Source organism: Bacteroidia bacterium, assembly GCA_020852255.1.
Lineage (GTDB): Bacteria > Bacteroidota > Bacteroidia > JADZBD01 > JADZBD01 > JADZBD01.
Genome location: JADZBD010000005.1, coordinates 30,230 through 47,826, shown reverse-complemented (window position 1 = coordinate 47,826; position 17,597 = coordinate 30,230). Strand labels below are relative to the sequence as shown.

Below are 17,597 nucleotides of genomic sequence, written 5' to 3'. Positions count from 1 at the left end.
TCTTTGGAGTGGTCAACTTATTATGGTGGAACGCAAATGGATGTTATCCACGATGTTGAGTATGATTCTTATGGGCATGTTTATGCTGTTGGTGCCACGGAAAGCAGTTCTGGTTTCCCATTGCTTGATCCTTCGGGTAGCTATGATTATTACGATGGTACATTTGGCGGACAGCGAGATTGCTTCATGTCATGGTTGAGTTCGAGTGGTAGCGTCTGGTGGAGCAGTTATATGGGTGATAGTGGGGTTGAGTTTGCAGTAGATTTGGCCATTGACGGTTTTGATAATCTTTATGTATTATGCAAAACAGATTATAATGGACTTGCGGCCCCCTCTCCAAATTTAATAAATGGATACAATGCTTCGTACACTGCGAACGAGGAAGCTTTTTTAGCAACATTCAACACCTATTACCATCACTACATTTGGGGAACCTATTACGGTGGTAGTTATTTGGGAACTGAAAATCCATATGCTATTGCCGTAGCTCCCACAACACTGTTTATGGTAGGAGGAACAAATAGCGACAATACCAATTTCCCTTTGGTAATTTTTCCGGGAGCTTATAATCAGAACACATCGAGCGGGTTTAACGGCTTCATTTCTGAGTTCGATTTACAACAGGTAATACTGGCCTCCGTTCACAACCCTTCTGATCCTGGAGAACTGGACTTTTCAGTGTTTCCCAATCCCGCTGGTGATTTCGTCAATATTGTTGTAAATTTGGAGGGTGGAAAAAATGTCAGAATATCAATCTTAAATGGTGTTGGCCAAGTCGTACATTCAGACGATTGCGAAAGTAGGTCAGGAATAGTTAATATGAGTGTTTCCTTAAAGGATTTTGCACCGGGTATTTACGTTGTTAATGTCAGTTTTGATGAAAGATCGATCTCGAAAAAAATAATTAAACAGTAGGAAGTGATGAGGGCCCTCGCCATTCTTTTTTTGTTGGTATCCTTGAATAGTTCTGCCCAACTCATTTTGTCAGGAGACATTACGTATAAGCATATGTCAGGGACCACTTATGAAATAAAAGTAACTGCTTTTTCCGATACTGTCTATCCAAGTGGGGATAATTGCGAAATACTTTTATTTTTTGGTGACGGTGATAGCGCTATGGTCCCGAGGTTAAACGGCCCTTCACTCAACTGTGGTCTTCCGGCAAAAGATGGCGTATGGATAAGCGGCCATATTAAGGTTAATATTTATTACGTTCAGCATACTTATCCGGGAAATGGGAATTACCTAATTACAACCAGTATTCCGACCAGGAACAACCCAATTGTGAATATGAGTAATCCAATCAATACTCCGGTTGATTTTAGTGCTTACCTTATTATTAGTTCCTTCTTTGGGGTTAATAACTCACCGGATTTCAGTTCGCTTCCTATTGATACGGGGGTCTTGTACCAGCCGTTCCAGTATACTATGGGATGTACCGATCCTATTGACGGAGACAGTCTGGCCTTTACCATGATCCCCTGTCTAAATACGACCGGATACTTTTTTCCTCCGGGAACATCGGTCAATCCCCTTACGGGGGATCTGTTATGGAACAGCCCTCAACCTGCCCCGCAACCGCCATACGATTATCCACAGCATTACAGCTATGCTATTCAGGTGACGGAATACAGGAGAATTAGCAATGTGTATTATCAGATCGGGTACTGTATGCAGGATGTCTTTGTCGACGTGCTTTTTTCTGTATCCATTCCTGAGTTTGAAAATAATTTCATCTCGATCTATCCCAACCCATCTGCTGGTGTATTTAACCTTCACGGATCTTCGGACATACGATTGCTGGAGGTTGTTGATATGCAGGGTAGGGTGATCCTCAGTAGTGCGAATATTAGTTCACCTGATTATGTCCTTGATCTTACCGGTCAAGACGACGGGCTGTATTTTCTCAGAATTCATACAGGTGGAGGTATTACTTATAAGAGGATCGTTTTAGCACGCTGATTGCCCACTATTCTAATAAAAAACAGTTGGCGGGTTTAATCCCAATGAGCCGAACATTTTTCTGAGAAACATTGTAGGGATCAATGCCACCAACCGTGTGGTACTGAATGTGCTGAACAACAACATTTCAGCACGAAATGCAGGTGTTTTCCTTCAGTTCGGTCAGGCGCAGACTCACAACATTAATAATAACATAATAAATGCTACCACAATTGCAGGGATCTATTGCCTTGACAATGGTGGTGCTGATCTTACCATTAAACTCAACACGCTCACGGCACCCTCGCCGCCTTTCAATACTGCAATGGGTGTACGAGTGGAAAATGCCACCATGCTTCCGATTGACGTAAAGATCGGTCAGAATACGATCAACATGTTCAAGGTGGGTGTCTATATGAATAATCTCACCACCCTTACATTCAGACCGGAGGCCCGCTACAATATCATTAATTTCCCGGCCACAGTCTTTTCTCCCCGTTATGGGATCATTGCCCGGATGAGCGACAATGTTTTTATTGATGTGAACACTGTCACAAAGGTAGGCGGTGCTCCTACCGGCGCTACTTACACCCGATACTTTGGGGCTTATGTGGAGAACTGCATTCAGTCCACAGTGAGTAACAATACTTTCACTAGAATGGGGAATGGGGTGGTGATGGATATAAATAATGCCGGTAGCAAACTCACCTGTAACAATTTCACAAGCAACTGGTATCCATTCAATTTCGGATTCGGAAGTGGTGGCTCGGAGATTGGTGACCAGTACATACCATCCAATCCCAATGATAACCTCTACCTGACTGCCCCTGGAAGCGGATTTGACTTGACCGGGACTATATTCCCTACTCCTATTCAATGGTATTTCAGACCTATTCCCTTGTTCAATCTAACAAGTAATACCGCAAATTTAACCCCCAATCCTAGTTTTAACCAAACAGCTTGTGATGCTGTTGGCCCACCTTCAATTATTCAGCGTGAGAATGATTTCGGTCAAATTGTAAGAAATCAATTTTCTTTCCCGCAAAATGATCCAGAGAATAAATTGTGGGGATGGAAAAAGGCTTACAGGTTTTTCAAAAATAATCCAAGTATGCTGATTCTTGGTGCTCCAGACGATAGCACATACCAGAACTTCTTCTTACTACATCAGGCGGGCAATGTTGGAGCCTTGCAGCAAGTAACGGACCTGATCGAGATTGAAGATTTTAATTCAGCAAGTAATATGAGTTCAACAGTTAATCCAAATTACAGTGCCGAGTTGAACAGGAAGGAAGTCAACCGGATTTATCTGTCAACTTGGGCATTAGGAGTAGAACATTTCAGTGTAGCGGATTCAGCCATGCTGTATAACATTGCTTACCTAGACCCTGTAATAGGTGGAGATGCCGTTTATAGCGCAAGGGCTATGCTTAGGTTGCTGATCGAGCCAGTTCCTTTTAATGCAAGAATGCAGCAGGTCACATTCGCTCAGGATGACAAAGGCAATGGAAGGATTTATCCTAACCCAACAACCGGGAAAACTCAATTGGAATTTGTCGTCGAAGAAGGGATTCATGCATCGCTGGAAATTTTCTCCATTACTGGGCAAAGGATTCTCTCAATTAGCCTTGGAGAAAACGAAGCATTTCACCAACTTGATCTGGGAGGTATTAGCCCGGGAGTTTATCTCTATAAGGTAATATCAGCTGAAGAAGTCATTGTAACGGACAAAATCATTATTGTAGAATAGAGGGCAAAGCAAGTCTAGGAGCATTTTCGTATATTTACTGTAAAGGAACGTACGCTTGATATTTGCTCGGGGTCTATATATGCTTTTGATTTTCTCAACCTGTGCTTGGGGACAAAACTTTGTACCTAACCCGGGTTTTGAGACTGTAATGAGTTGTTCGGCTGTTGTTAATAACCTTAACTGTCCTCCTTGGATCAAAGCAACTGACGGGACTCCCGATAATTTTCATCAATGTTTTACTAACTCTTGTTGCACTGTACCCAGTAATGGTTTCGGTTACCAGTACCCTAGATCAGGAATGGGCTACGCGGGGATCATCGTCCATGGTGGAAATGATTCAAGGGAGTATATTGAAACCTCATTGCTTGATACACTAATTGCTGGCAAGGTTTACTGTGTGCAGTTTTATGTGTCGACCGCGAACATTTCAGGACATGGGATTGATCTGATTGGGGCTTATTTTTCAAACGACACAATTCTCACCACAGGTTTTAATAATCTGCCATATTTACCACAAGTCTCGCATTTACAAGGAAGCTGTATCGGTGACACTTCTAATTGGGTCCTGATTTCAGGAAGTTTTGTAGCGGCCGGAGGGGAGCGATATATTACAATAGGTAATTTTAGCAATGATGTCGGTACTGATACTTCATGCTTTATAGCCTCTTGGCCTCCTGCAACATATTTCTACATCGACGACGTTTCGGTTATTGACTGTGGCTGGTCTGGACTAGATGAAAGCACAAATGATTTTAACGTGAGTGTATTTCCAAATCCTGCGCAGGGTGAAATTACACTGGAGTTTAATTCAAGTATTCCTTATGAAACCACTTTTGAAATTGTGAATGTTGCAGGACAGAAAGTGTTGTCAGCGATCCTGAAGAAAAACACTAATCTTCACAAGCTTAATCTGGAGGGGTTGAATCCTGGGATTTACATGTACAGGATAATCGCCTCGGGGGAAATCATCTGGAAAGAAAAGGTTGTGATTGCAGAGTAGGGATAATGTTTTACATATTTAACATACGAGAATACCCTTTTCATGATACGTATCCATCTGTTTGTTTGTCTTTTTCTGTTAGGGTTTGTCTCAACGGCGCAGTCTAATTTTGTGCCAAATCCGGGTTTTGAAAGCGTCAGCAACTGTTCTGCTACGGTTAATGTATTAAATTGTACTCCTTGGTTCAAACCAACTGACGGCACTCCCGATAATTTCCATCAATGTTTTACAAATAGTTGCTGTACCGTTCCAGCAAATGGATTGGGGTATCAAAATCCCAATACGGGCATGGGGTACGCCGGAATTGGGGTTCATGGGGGAGGTAGTTACAGAGAGTACCTGGAAGTTCAACTTTTAGATTCCCTGATTGCCGGGAAGTTGTATTGCGTTCAGTTTTATATTTCGTTTGCGGATAGTTATTCTGGATATGGAATAGATGCTATTGGGGCATTTTTTGCCACGGATACGGTGCAGGCTACTGGTTGGTTGAACTTGCCATATGTTCCGCAGATAGAAAACACGCTTGGAAATTGTATCTCTGACACCACAAATTGGGTATTAATCTCTGACACGTTTATTGCTAGCGGCGGTGAATGTTTTATAGTTATTGGGAATTTCAGGGATGACATAGGTACGGACACTTCGTGTATTTACTCCACTGATCCGCTAAGCTATTTGTTTATCGATGACGTTGTGGTTACGGATTGTGGGTGGTCAGGAGTGGAGGAAGAAACCTCTGTGGGCTTTATCGATGTTTATCCCAATCCCTCAGTTGGAGTATTCAATTGCTACTCATCCATTGACATAGAATCGATGGAGGTCTTTGATATGCAGGGAAGATTAATCTTCGGTAAAACGGATGTTGGAGCTTCAGATTATGAGCTTGATCTTTCTGGACAGCCGGACGGGTTGTATTTGCTCAAAGTTCACTCGGATAAGGGAGTAATTTCAAAGCGACTTATTTTAGTCCAATAAAATTGACACGAGAATAAGTATTTGTGAAAGAGATTTCATTTTTCTTTAATCTTCGAGAATCCTTATTAAATCATGGTTAATGTAAAATACTTCTTTGCCATCTTCTTTAGCCGTAAGGATCTTCAATCTCGTCAATTCAGACATATATTTAGTTAGTGTTGTCCTGCTTGTTCTTCCTAATATGTTGCCTATCACCTTAGGCTTTATATAGGGTTGGGTAAACAAGGCTTCATTTATTTCTTTGTTATACCATTTTAATTCTTTCTTGCCGTAGTCCAATGTTGACTGCATCTGATTTATGATCTCATCTATTAACCGATTTGTATATCTGGACGTTTGTTCCACTGCGGTAAGCATATAAATGATCCAGCCTTTCCATGAGTTTCTTTGCGTAACGGCTCCAAGGTGATGATAATACTCGTCTTTATTCTCAATGATGTATTTACTTAGATACAAAACAGGATGGGATATTAATTCCTGATTCACGAGGTAAAGTAAATTTAATATTCTTCCGGTTCTTCCATTTCCATCACTAAATGGATGAATGGCTTCGAATTGGTAATGGGCTATAGCCATTTTAAGCAAGGGGTCCGTTTTGTCATTTTTACTATCAGTCAGATATTGAATAAGGTTCTTCATTTTTTTTTCAATGACGCCTTTTCCTCTTGGAGGAGTGTAAATGATTTCTCCGGGTCTTAATTCGCTGTTTCCTCTTTTTATTACTACTTGCGATTGAGGTGATCTTAGAACTTCCTTAGTATTTTTTACTTGTTGGTATATTGCGATTATAGAGCTTAGATTTATTTTTCCTTTTGCTCGCATATCGCGATACCCTTTCCATAAAGCCTCTCTATATCTTAACACTTCTTTAGTATTTGGATTAGCAGCTGCTTCTTTTACGGAGTCAGAGATTGCTTTGTAGAGTTCATCCTCCGTAGTGAAAATATTTTCAATTTCCGAAGAACTTTTTGCCTCCTGAATGCTAATAGTATTTACGAGCATGCTTGGGTTGGGAAGCCTTAGTATGTTTTTGTTTAGCTCAGCAAGACCACGGCTAGCGACCCCCCATTTTAAAAGCACTTCGTTGTCTATTACATTCACTGGGGGCGGAAGTAAAGGCAATAGATTATATGGAACAGTCCTGTCATATCGGGGGCTTTTTTTTATGTTCATTTATTTCTATTTATTGGACGCATTGCAAATATATGTTCATTTTCTGGTAGCCCCTACTTCTTGTGTCCATTTTCTTGTAAATAATGGACATACGGTTCGATGGAGTAAGCGACTTGAGGCGGGAATTCAGCTATAGTTTTGTAGCCTTTTTGTAGCCCAAATAGAAAGAATAGCCAGTAAGGACTTAATGATCAGCCAATTAGATTTAACTTCAATTCTGTATCGGAAAGTAACCGAATACCTGATAAAGGTATTTCAGGGTTAATTAATTCGATCCTTGGACTAACAGAGGCTTAAAGATCGTGCCTCCATCTGCTTCAACTATCCTGCAGAAGTAAATTCCGTTGGGAATATCCGCCAGGAATACCGTTCCGCCTTTAAAATAAATGGTATGCATGACCTGTCGCCCGTCAGACGTGAACAGGGTAATTTTTACCTGAGGTGATGAGGTGTTCAGAAGCTGGAATTTCCCGCTGCATGGATTAGGATAAATCAAAATATCATTGGTTGAACCTGATAACTCCGTTTCTCCCATATTACAAAAGTATTCGTAGGCTCCTATATCATACCAGGTACTGCAGGGGCGGGTTAAACTGTCGAGATCAAAATTGAGAAATCCGTATCCCATATTCTGCATATCTGTATTGCTTCTTCCTTTATCAATAGTTCCGGAAAACGGGATCGGACTTAAATGAAAATTCTGCGTGGCCGGATTTATAAAACCGGGATCAAGCGTATTGCAATCAATAAATGTTCCTGCCAAAGAATTATTTATTCCGGGAACGTACCCGTAAGGCTGAGGGGGAATATAACCGTTTGATATAACCTGCCCGTTGAAGGAATTGTTGTAAAAGTTACAGTGGTCGTATATGTATTTGGTAGGAACGATTCCGTGATAATTCAGAACGATGGGCGTGGTGGAGTAGGAGAAATAACGTGTTTCAAAGTTGTCGAAACCATATATAGCACAATTGATCATTCGGTTGAGCGTATCACCGCGCATAGCATAAAACATGGCGCTGATAACCGAAGTGTCCATAGCAATAAAGGTGCAATTCACATATTGATTGCTCTTCACGATTTTTCTTCGAGTTCTGTCCATAAAAGTGGAATCCTGTAAATTAATTTGTTCCGAATAACTGTTATGTATGATGCCATATCTCACCTGATTGAATAAGCAGTTGAAAAAGCGATTTCCTTCTGCACATACGTTTAATTCCCAGGGATATGCGTTTTGGGCATTGTAGGATACATTTTGGTCAGTGGTGTCACCAAAGGTGGAGGCAGCATAATGAACTCCTGCATCGGAATTATTCACTACACAATTAATAAAGTCGTTGTACTTGCAGCCCCAGGTGGGCGTTAGTGCACCGCCCCCGAGGCCGCGCACATTGATGAACTGATTGTAACAGGTATTAGTGCCCCGAAGCAGTACCACTTCTCTGATATTTCTTGTGGAACAATTCCGCGTTGTATTATAGATCACAGAATCGTAGCGATACCCCGGATCGTAGCAATATCCGGGACTGCATGCCTGATGTATGTAAAACCCAACGGTACAAAAACCATGTCCGCCATGATTCAAATTTCCTACCCGTTCGGCAAAACAATCTTCAATTAAATTGTCGCGGCCAATGCCGTAGCCGGAGTTAAAAGTAAGTATAAAGTAATAGTCGGTGGAGGCATACCCGGTATTGTCGTTGGCATAGCATTGGGAATGCCTGACAATATTGTTGTTGCCTTTTATGGTGAATCCTTCTGCCGCAGCGTTCAATAAAAAGCATTCTTCTACCAGATTATTACTTCCAAAACAGGTTAAGCCGAATCCGGAATAGGATAAACTGTTGTCGCCAAAGCCGTCCATGATGATATTTTCGAAATGGGCGTAGAGACCGGCCTGACTGATCGCCATGTAATAGTTCCTGATATAAATGCCACTGATATGCACTTTATTTTGATAAGCCGTAATCGCAACCCCTCCGTTGGCCTTATCATTTTTATCTATCGTGGGAAATGTAAGTGCATAATTTCCTGTGAGGTAATTGGGTAATGAATCCGGCATGTCTGATGCATCCAGATCGCCGGGTGTTTGGGTATAACCGATAAAAGTGGTGCTGTCGTTCCCGACAACCAGATTCACCGCTCCATAATTTCCTGCCTTCATATAAACAGTGGAGGAGGAAGGGGCATTGGCAAAGGCAAAGGTAATATCACCCGGAGTCACGATACTTGTGGAAAGGCTCATACTACCTCCCGGTGCTACATAATAAGTTTGTGCGCAGGATACGGCATAGGAAAAAAGGAACAGTAGGAACAAACGAAGGGTCATAATACGTTTAAAACTTTATGAATTTCATGGAATATATTACCAACCGGCATGCTGTAAGTTTTCTGATTGTTCAACCGTTTAAAATTAGCAAATTTTTGCAAATTATCTGAATTAACTGAAAAGGGATGTTGTGTAGTGATTTCCGCAAAAGGGGAGAGTATCAACTTTGCGATTTATTGCTTCCTTTGCTTTATGAAAGTGAGAAAGTCGTTTCTATCCCTGCTGTTCGGACTCAGTTCAATAGGTTCTCCCAACGTCTTCGCTCAAACTGAACAGGCAGATTCGCTGAAACTGCGCATTACGCAGGAAGTGACCGACACCGCTCGGGCACGCTTGTATATTGAACTGGGGGAACTCCTGTACGGAATCAGTCATGATTCTCTTCTGCATTATTGCCAAAAGGCGGGATTAATTCTGGAAAACTGCCCGAATTCAAAAGTGGTCTTTCAGCTCAGAGGACGGGCTTATTGTAACGTGGGTTTGTCTCTCACTTTTTCTGGGAAGAACAGAGATGCGCTGAAGTACTTTTCAATGGCACAGCAAAACTGTATTCTCGCAAAGGATACAATGGGCCTGGCAATGGTTTTTGTTAATCTTGGATACTTGTTTGACGGAATGGGTCAATACGTTAAAGCACTGGAGTATTATTCCAATGCACTGAAGTTACAGGAAAAGGCAGGTGATAGTGAAGGCATGGGTTATTCAATGAATAACATCGCTCATATTTATGAACTCCAGAAACTTTATCAGGATGCGCTGAAGCTCCATCAAAGGGCGTTCCAGCTGCGCCGGAATAGCGGCGACACCCTGGGAATGGCCTATTCGCTGAATAATATCGGATTGGCATGGAGTAATATCGGTCGTCCGGATTCGGCACTGCATTGTTTCAAAGCTTCTTTGGAAATGAATGAGCGCCTGAAATTTCATCCTGGCATAGCCCAGTCTCTGAATAACCTGGCCTCGATATACTCGAAGCAGGGTAAAGAAGCAGACGCCATTCTTCTCTATCACCGCGCTCTTGTTCTTGACCGTGCGGGTTCAGTTTATCAGGGAGAAATTGTGGTAGCGAAAAATATAGGCGAGCTGTTTCTCATCCTGTACCATAAGCAGGGGAACCGTTCAAGCCTCGACAGTGCAAAATATTATGCAGAGGCTTCTTACCGCCTGGCATGTGAGCATGAATTGCTGGAGGATATGCGAACGGGTGCATTACTCCTTAGTGCCATCTATGAAGAAGCGGGAGATATGAAGCAGTCGCTGAGCTTTTTTAAGTTGCAATCTCTGTATCAGGATAGTATATCGAATCGGGAAAGTCAGCGTATGACGATAAGGCAACAGGAGAGATTTGAGTTTGAAAGGCAAATGGAACAGGCGAAGGAGGACCAGCTGAGAAAAGATTTTATGGTAGAGCAGGACATAAAGAGAAGCCGGAACATACTTATTGGGGTGATTGGAATTGCCCTATTCCTTGGAGGCTTTAGCTTTTTTATATACCGTACCTTGAGGACAACAAGGAGGCAAAGAAATGTTATTGCGGCTCAGAAAGGGGAGGTGGAGAGGCAAAAGAATCTTGTGGAAGAAAAGCAAAAGGAGATATTGGACAGTATTCATTACGCACGCAGAATACAGCGAAGCTTACTTCCCACCGATTCCTATATTAATAAGTCGATAAATAAATTGCGTGATCGTTAAAGCAATCAGCAAAGGGTAAGTTTTCGGCTGTCAGGTTACTGTTCCGGCCAATAGTGAATGTTCTCAGGGGAGCTGTTACCGGTTCTCCTTTTTCCGGAAGGAATCATCCACCAGATCCTTTACCTGGTCTGCAATGTTTGCACAGCTCTTTACACGCTCTATGTCTAAGCAATATTTGCTGTCTCCTTCTGCTCGTGCAGGATGACAACTCATGCAGCCCAGATCCAGTTTCGTAAAACGGGGATCAATCTGCCCGCATTGCTGCCGCAGACTTTCCAGATCACTCACATTGATTACGTGTTTTCCATGAAGCAATAGAAATGAGCGCATGAAATCTGCAATAATTCCTTTGCTCTGCTGACACACGGAGAATGCGACAATGTCCTGGGAAGGCCGGTTGAGTTCCGAATTGGCGTTATCCAGATGGGTAGTGGCCCGTTGAAGCAGCCAGTAGGCGTTGAGATCGCTCATGAAATAGTGTTTTTTTCTGTTTTGGGCTGCAGGAACTCCTGACGGCTCAGTTCGCCTGAGTCCATCCTGCGCAACAATTCCTTTTGCTCCGTGTAATCTTTGTTTTCTATGCCTGCCCTGCTCTGAAGTAAGCGCCATGATTTTCTTCGCTCTACACAGAATAACACCATCTGGCGTGAGAGCAGTTGGCCGCGGGTGCTTCCGTCTTCTCTGTATTCCAGTGTGTAAACCCCGAAATCAGGTATGAAGGAGCGGTGCGAGGGATCCAGGAAACGACGGTGTACTACGTCGTCCTGTGTAATCAGTTTCAGCATATCCTCCAGCCGGATTTTACCTTCCAGTTCATCCTGCCTGGCCGGCCGGTGATGGAGGCGGAAACGTGCCTCTGTAAAGGCCCAGTGCGCCACCGTGTAGGTATAGCCTTTTTTCGTTACAGGCGCTGAGGCCGTGTACCAGTCGTTCGAATAATTCGGATTGCCTTTTATGTTCAGGCATTCCGGAAAGGACTCTCCCCGTGTCGGGTCAAAAACAAATTCAGGAATACCGCGGCTGTCGCGTGCGCGTACCGCCTGATCCTGGCTGGCGTGATCCGGAACCCCGTGCTCCGGCTGACAGGTTGTATACGCCTGGTAAAAAGCAGTTCCTCTGTAACATATCCCATCTATCAGCGCTTTGTAAAGGGCACCGCTGTTGGCAAGTGAAACGGACGCAACAAAGGGCGATCCGTGACCTCCGAGGAACGATTCCGCGATCCATTTTTTCTCCGTGAGCTTCCCCTCGGTGGCCGGACCCGCCTGGTTCATGTCAAAGCCTCCTGCCATAAAGGATGAATCTGAATTTTGACCGCCGGTATTAGAGTAGACCTGTGTATCGAGAAGGAGCAGCTTTACGTTCGGGCGGTTCTGCAGTACCACCTTTGAAACATTCTGAAAACCGATGTCGCCCATTCCTCCGTCGCCGCCGATCACCCATACTTTTGGCAGTTCCATGATCTCCCGATCGGTCATATAGGTGTCTGAAAAATGCGTGCAGCGGAAATAATCGGACTCCGAAAAGGAAACGCCCTGCAGAATAAAATTTCCGAAGCGTTCCGGCAGAACAGAGCGCTGTGAATGATCCCGGATAAAGCTTTCTCCCACGAGCCAGCCAATGGTGGCGCCGTCCTGGAAAAGGGAATTCATCCAGGGGTAGGGGTGCGGATTGTTGGGTGGGGTGCTTCCGAATACGGTATTGCATCCGGTGTGTGCGGTCATGGCCATGGCAGCCATTCCGTTGGGTGCAAAGCCTTCTATGGCGCGAAGCCCGGAATGATTGTGCGCATCTGTTTTCAGAACCGTACAAAGGGCCCGGATCAGCTCGGCATCTGAACCCTTAAATTCCGCTGCAATTCTTTTTTCTGTTTCTTTCGTGTCCTCGGCCCCGAATCCCATCAGTACCTGCAAAACAGTGCGCCGGAAAATGAGATAACTCTTTTCGTCGGATTTTTTCCATTCTGCAAGCTTTTTCTCTCCTTCTTTTTCAAGCCGCGCGGCAAGTGCTGTCAGTCGCTCTGCTTTCTTATGAAACACCGGCCTCATCAGGGTTTCTGTGAGGGTGGTCACCGATCTCAGTACCGATTTTTCCCCGCAGCCGGCACAAGCGCCGTCACCGGAAAGGAAGGCGTTGTACTTCGATTGTATCATGAGATGAAACTTCAGCGCCGCGGCTTTTGAATCTTCCGCACTGTCCGGATCAAAAATGCCGAGGTATTTTTTAGGCGTATCGCTGAGCAGCTGAAGAAATTCCCAGGCCGATTCATTATCGGCATGGTGCTGTTCGTTTTCATCCACCATCTTCAGCGCATCGTGCTCCCCGCAGGCTTCTACGCAGGCTGCGCAGCCTTTGCATAGGTCACGGACCACGATGGAGAACAAACCGCCGGCGCCTGACTCTTTTTTCTCTCTGCCGCTGAAAATACCGCGGGTGTTGAGATAGGCTACCGGCATGATCTGCAGTACCGACTCCAGCTGTTTCAGCGTGCCGCCCGGAAGTGTTTCTCCGCCTGCGGCGCGGAAATGTTTCATCGTGAGCGCAGCAAAATCCGGTGCCCCGGCCTGCTCCTTTGCAGTGGCAAATGTCATCATCTCCTTGCGAAGCGATTCTGTGGTGGCAGTAACCAGCGATAGCGCCTTTTCACGGTCCGGTGTATTGGAAATGTAATGACGTATGGCCGTATTCAGTACGGATGAGATGTCCTGTGCGGTATTGGGCAAAGCCGTATCCGGGCAAACCACAATGCACTCCATGCACTGTGTGCAATTCTCCGGTATCCACCGCGGAATTTGCCTCCTGGAAACATATTTGCTGTTCGTGCCTCCGGTGGCGGCCGCCACAAGGCCTACGGAAGCCAGTGGACTCGAGGGCTGATGGTAACCCAGACCGCTCCGGAATTCTGAATCAAAGGTGGATCGGCGGAACATGGGAACCTTGTCGGTACAATCCAGGGAATCGGTCAGGTTCAGGCTACAGGAAAGAATGTTTCCCATGAACCGGGAGGTATCCGGTGCGTCCAGCTTGCCGTATGGAATTTCTTTCACGCGGTCGAATCCTGCCTGCATCACTTTCATATTCGACTCAACTACTGCTTCTCCGAAACGACCGAATTTTTTTTCGTACTGACGGCGTATGATGCTCTGGAATTCCGCTTCCGGAATGTTGAATGTAACAAGGAAGGGCGATACTCTGAAGAAGGCCCCAAGGAAGGAGTTTCCCTGCATCCGGGTCTGAAGGTCCTCACGGTCTGTATTCTCCCTGGCGATGGCGAAGCCGTCAAGGGCATAGAGTTTTATCTTTTTCCTGATGATCTCTTCCCTGTATTTTTTGGGGATGCGTTCCCAGGCTTTATCGGCGGAGGGTTCTGCCGATTCCCACACGAATGCTCCACCTTCTTCCAGTCCTTCCAGCGGGTTGGTGTGCAGGAATATTTTCGGATCGCAGCAAAGAACGGTACGTACGTGCTGAAGGTCGCAGTTTACGCGCACGCGCTCCGGGGCCGCTACCAGGAAGTAATTGGTCGGCGCGCCTTTTTTCTCCGATCCATATTTTGGATTGGCACTGATGTGAATCACTTCTTTCAGACTGCCGTCTTCATCCTTCAGTCCGTCGCGTTCAGAAATGTAATTGGAAAATTCTCCCAGCGCTTCACCAAGGTTTTTTCCTGTAGTGATCATTCCCCATCCTCCGATGGAGTGAAAGCGTACGGCAATGGAGTCTTTGGGCAGGCAGGAAGGGTTTTCCGGCGAAATGACGGCGTAGGGGTGATCAATACCAATGAAAAAGAAGCGTGCGCCATCAGCGGCTTTTTTTCCGTCGGTTCTTGCTGTTCTTCCTTCGGCGAAATCAAATGCACCGATAATACCCTCCGGACGGAAATCCCTTGACCCCAGTCCGTAGGAACCGGAGAATAGTTCGGGCATTTCTGATTCCGGGTTGATTGCCGGCAGGTGAGGATACGCTTTGCTCCGGTGGTTGGCGACAGATTTTGCAAGTGTATTGCGGATATCACTGGTGAGGGGGTTGTCGCCGGAAAGCGGTTCGTCTGTCCGTTCCAGGATGATCACTCTCTTTTTTCCTTTCAGTGCTTCGGCAATGGCTTTTTCCGGGAAGGGCCGTATCACGTTCACGTGAATAACGCCCACTTCCACCTTCCGTGTCTGGCGCAGGTAATCAACGGCTGCTTCAATATTCTCTGCTGCGCTTCCCAGGGCCACAAAAACTGTTTCCGCTTTTTCGCAGTTGTAGGAAGAGATCAGTCCGTAGGATCTTCCGGTGAGTGCAGCGAAATCACTGTAAGCTTTTTCAAAGAAAGGAAGGATCTGCTCCGAGAAATTATTTCGTCTGGCCGCCACTCCGTTCATGTAATGTTCCTGATTCTGAACCGGACCAAGCAGCAGGGGATTTTTCAGGTCTATCCCCGCAGGAATCCGGCGGCGTTTCGGGCCGAAAAGTATTTTTTGTGCTTCGGTGGGAGTGTCAATCATGTCTTCCGGATCGCCGAGAAATTCACGGATAAGTGCGGCTTCCGGTTTCGAGAACGTGCGCTCGAGGTGGGTGGTCAGAAATCCGTCCTGGGCATTAATGCCGGGGTTGAGCGAAAGTTCAGTTACCCTGCGGAGAATGATGGCCTGGTCGGCTGCCTGCTGCGCATCTTTTCCGAAAGTTACAAGCCATCCGGTGTCGAGAGCCGCGTATAAATCATCGTGCCCGCAATGCACATTCAGTGCATGCTTGGTGAGTGCTCTGGCACCAACCTCAATCACCATTGTGCTTAATTTACCGGGGGCATGAAAATACTGTTCCATGCCGTATACCACTCCCTGCCCGGAAGTAAAATTAACGGTTCGTTTTCCTGTAACCGACATGGCGATCGCTCCGCCCTGTGCCGCATGTTCTCCTTCTGTTTCAACTGCCACCAGCGGTTTACCCCAGGCGTTGAGCTGTCCCTTCGCATAAGCATTCTGAAACAACTCGCCCATTTCTGTAGACGGAGTAATAGGATAAAATACACCGGCATCGGCTATCAGTTGTTCCGTGGCTGAAACCAGTCCGTTGCCGTTTGTGGTTACCCGTTTGCCCGGATATTTCACCTTCTTGTGGCTGCTTTTCATAAAAAAAGATTGGCGGCGCGGCAACAGATATATACCCCGGTCCGCGCCGGATTTTGAGACTTAAAAGGTAGAGAGTCCCAAAGGGGTGAAAAATGACTTTAATCAGGGTCTGGCCCTCAGTGATTTAGCCCTCTCAGGGATCGTTCGATATACTTTTCAGAGGGGAGCTGAGATCTTTGGATCTTACGGGCATAGTGAATGCTGTCCAATATGTCTTTGTTCTTTTCTTCAATGATCGCTTTCTGTTCCTGGATTTCAGCGTTCTGACGGGCAAGAATCAACGTAGTTTTCTTTTTGGAAATAAAACGGTTAATGTAAAGCACCAGCAGGGCGAGTACCAGAATTCCGGCAATGGACAATCCCCAAACAAAGTACCTGCTTTGCTGAAGGGAGAGGCGGTCCACTTCATTCTGCTTGGTGAGCAGTTCAATCTCGCGTTGCTTTTTCTCCGTTTCATATTCGGTTTCCAGTTTCCGGATGGACTCCTGGTTCTTTTCGTTCAGTATCGAATCTTTCCACTGTGTATAGAGCAGGTGAAATTCCAACGCCTCCTGGTACTGATGCTGTTGACTATACATCTGATACAAACCATAGGCCATCTCTCTCGACAGTTCAATTTCGCCCAGTTCTACCGTCAGGTGATAGGCTTTCTTGCGGTATTCTTCATTTTTTTTCCGGTCGCCCTTGAGTTCGTATACCTGTGCCAGCGAGTTGTAATTTACGGCGATTCCGCTGCGGTCGCCGATCTGTTCGTTCAGAAGAAGGGCTTCCAGCAGGTGGGTTTCCGCTTTCAGCAGTGAAGCAGAATTGCCCCGGCGTCCATTCTCGATAAAAATTTCCGCCATGTTATTCAGCATATGCGCTACACTCTGAAGGTCTCCCAGTTCACGGCCCATACGGATTACTTTTTCGTAGAGCACCTGTGCGCTGTCGCGGTAGGCATCGTTTTTTTTCAGGTTCCAGAGTTTGGAGTAGGTGATGGCCATGTTCCCAAGGTCGTTGCAGATGCCCATGCGGTCATTCACAGAGTCTCTTGCCCTGAGGGCTTTTCTGTAATACTCCATCGAGCGATCATGCTCTTCCATCAGGGAGTAAACAACGCCGATATTACTGAGGATGCCCCCGTATATTTTCGCATTTCCTTTTGTTTCGAAGAATTTCAGTGAAGTGAAAAAGAGATCAAGGGCCTTCTGGTAATCACCCAGCCGCTGGTAGATATTTCCGAGGTTCACGCTCATTTTAGCGCTCAGCTCCGAGAGTCCGGCCGAGTCGGCCAGCCGGATGCCTTCGTTGAGAAAGGCGGCGGCTTTCTGGTGTTCGGCTTTATTTTTATAGATAATACCCAGTTGATTCAAGGCGGCAACCTGGCCGTTGGGATACCCGATTTTCAGTGCCAGTGCCAGTGCCTGCTGAATAAAAACGATGGCTGAGTCGGGCTGGAAAGATTTCATTTCCATGCCCATTTTATTCAGTGCATTTACACGTTGGGTGTCCTGTGCGGCTTTTTGGAGCACAAGTTTCAGCGAATCCAGGATGCGCTGTTTAGCAGGCGGGATGGTTCCTGCAAAAACGAGCGATGGAACAATTGCAAGAATCAGAAAGAGTTTCTTGTTCATGAGA

General features: G+C 45.5%; 11 protein-coding genes. 6 read left to right on the top strand and 5 right to left on the bottom strand.

The features are described 5' to 3' along the window. The first annotated feature begins 3 nt into the window (after nt 1–3). From IT233_04425 to IT233_04405, 5 genes are all read left to right on the top strand, one after another. A complete protein-coding gene (locus IT233_04425; protein MCC7301869.1) occupies nt 4–915 on the top strand; it encodes a T9SS type A sorting domain-containing protein in 912 nt (303 codons plus the stop codon). A 201-nt stretch (nt 916–1,116) separates the two neighbouring features. After that, nucleotides 1,117–1,962 (top strand): T9SS type A sorting domain-containing protein, encoded by an 846-nt coding sequence (locus IT233_04420; GenBank protein MCC7301868.1) that lies wholly within the window; start codon nt 1,117–1,119, stop codon nt 1,960–1,962. A 97-nt stretch (nt 1,963–2,059) separates the two neighbouring features. Then, entirely contained in the window at nt 2,060–3,691 is a 1,632-nt protein-coding gene (locus IT233_04415) for a T9SS type A sorting domain-containing protein (protein MCC7301867.1), read from the top strand. Between the two features lie 298 nt (nt 3,692–3,989). Next, nucleotides 3,990–4,691 carry a T9SS type A sorting domain-containing protein gene (locus IT233_04410; protein MCC7301866.1) on the top strand — a complete coding sequence of 234 codons (702 nt, stop codon included), beginning with the start codon at nt 3,990–3,992 and terminating at the stop codon, nt 4,689–4,691. A gap of 42 nt (nt 4,692–4,733) precedes the next feature. Beyond that, nucleotides 4,734–5,666: a T9SS type A sorting domain-containing protein gene (locus tag IT233_04405; protein MCC7301865.1), complete on the top strand. Its 933-nt coding sequence runs from the start codon at nt 4,734–4,736 to the stop codon at nt 5,664–5,666. Nucleotides 5,667–5,711: 45 nt separating this feature from the next. Here the strand turns inward: IT233_04405 and IT233_04400 are convergent, their stop codons facing one another. Then, a complete protein-coding gene (locus IT233_04400; GenBank protein MCC7301864.1) occupies nt 5,712–6,839 on the bottom strand; it encodes a Fic family protein in 1,128 nt (375 codons plus the stop codon). Between the two features lie 265 nt (nt 6,840–7,104). Further along, a complete protein-coding gene (locus IT233_04395; protein MCC7301863.1) occupies nt 7,105–9,168 on the bottom strand; it encodes a T9SS type A sorting domain-containing protein in 2,064 nt (687 codons plus the stop codon). A gap of 192 nt (nt 9,169–9,360) precedes the next feature. On the opposite strand from IT233_04395, the gene IT233_04390 reads away from it, so the two are divergent. Further along, nucleotides 9,361–10,860 (top strand): tetratricopeptide repeat protein, encoded by a 1,500-nt coding sequence (locus tag IT233_04390; protein ID MCC7301862.1) that lies wholly within the window; start codon nt 9,361–9,363, stop codon nt 10,858–10,860. Between the two features lie 75 nt (nt 10,861–10,935). Here the strand turns inward: IT233_04390 and IT233_04385 are convergent, their stop codons facing one another. The 3 genes from IT233_04385 to IT233_04375 form a co-directional block, all read right to left on the bottom strand. Further along, a complete protein-coding gene (locus IT233_04385; GenBank protein MCC7301861.1) occupies nt 10,936–11,331 on the bottom strand; it encodes a hypothetical protein in 396 nt (131 codons plus the stop codon). Continuing rightward, a complete protein-coding gene (locus IT233_04380) occupies nt 11,328–15,977 on the bottom strand; it encodes a 2-oxoacid:acceptor oxidoreductase family protein (protein MCC7301860.1) in 4,650 nt (1,549 codons plus the stop codon). Before IT233_04380 ends, IT233_04385 begins: the two co-directional genes overlap by 4 nt. A 116-nt stretch (nt 15,978–16,093) precedes the next feature. After that, on the bottom strand, nt 16,094–17,593 hold the full coding sequence (locus IT233_04375) for a tetratricopeptide repeat protein (GenBank protein MCC7301859.1): 1,500 nt from the start codon (nt 17,591–17,593) through the stop codon (nt 16,094–16,096). Between the last annotated feature and the right edge of the window lie 4 nt (nt 17,594–17,597).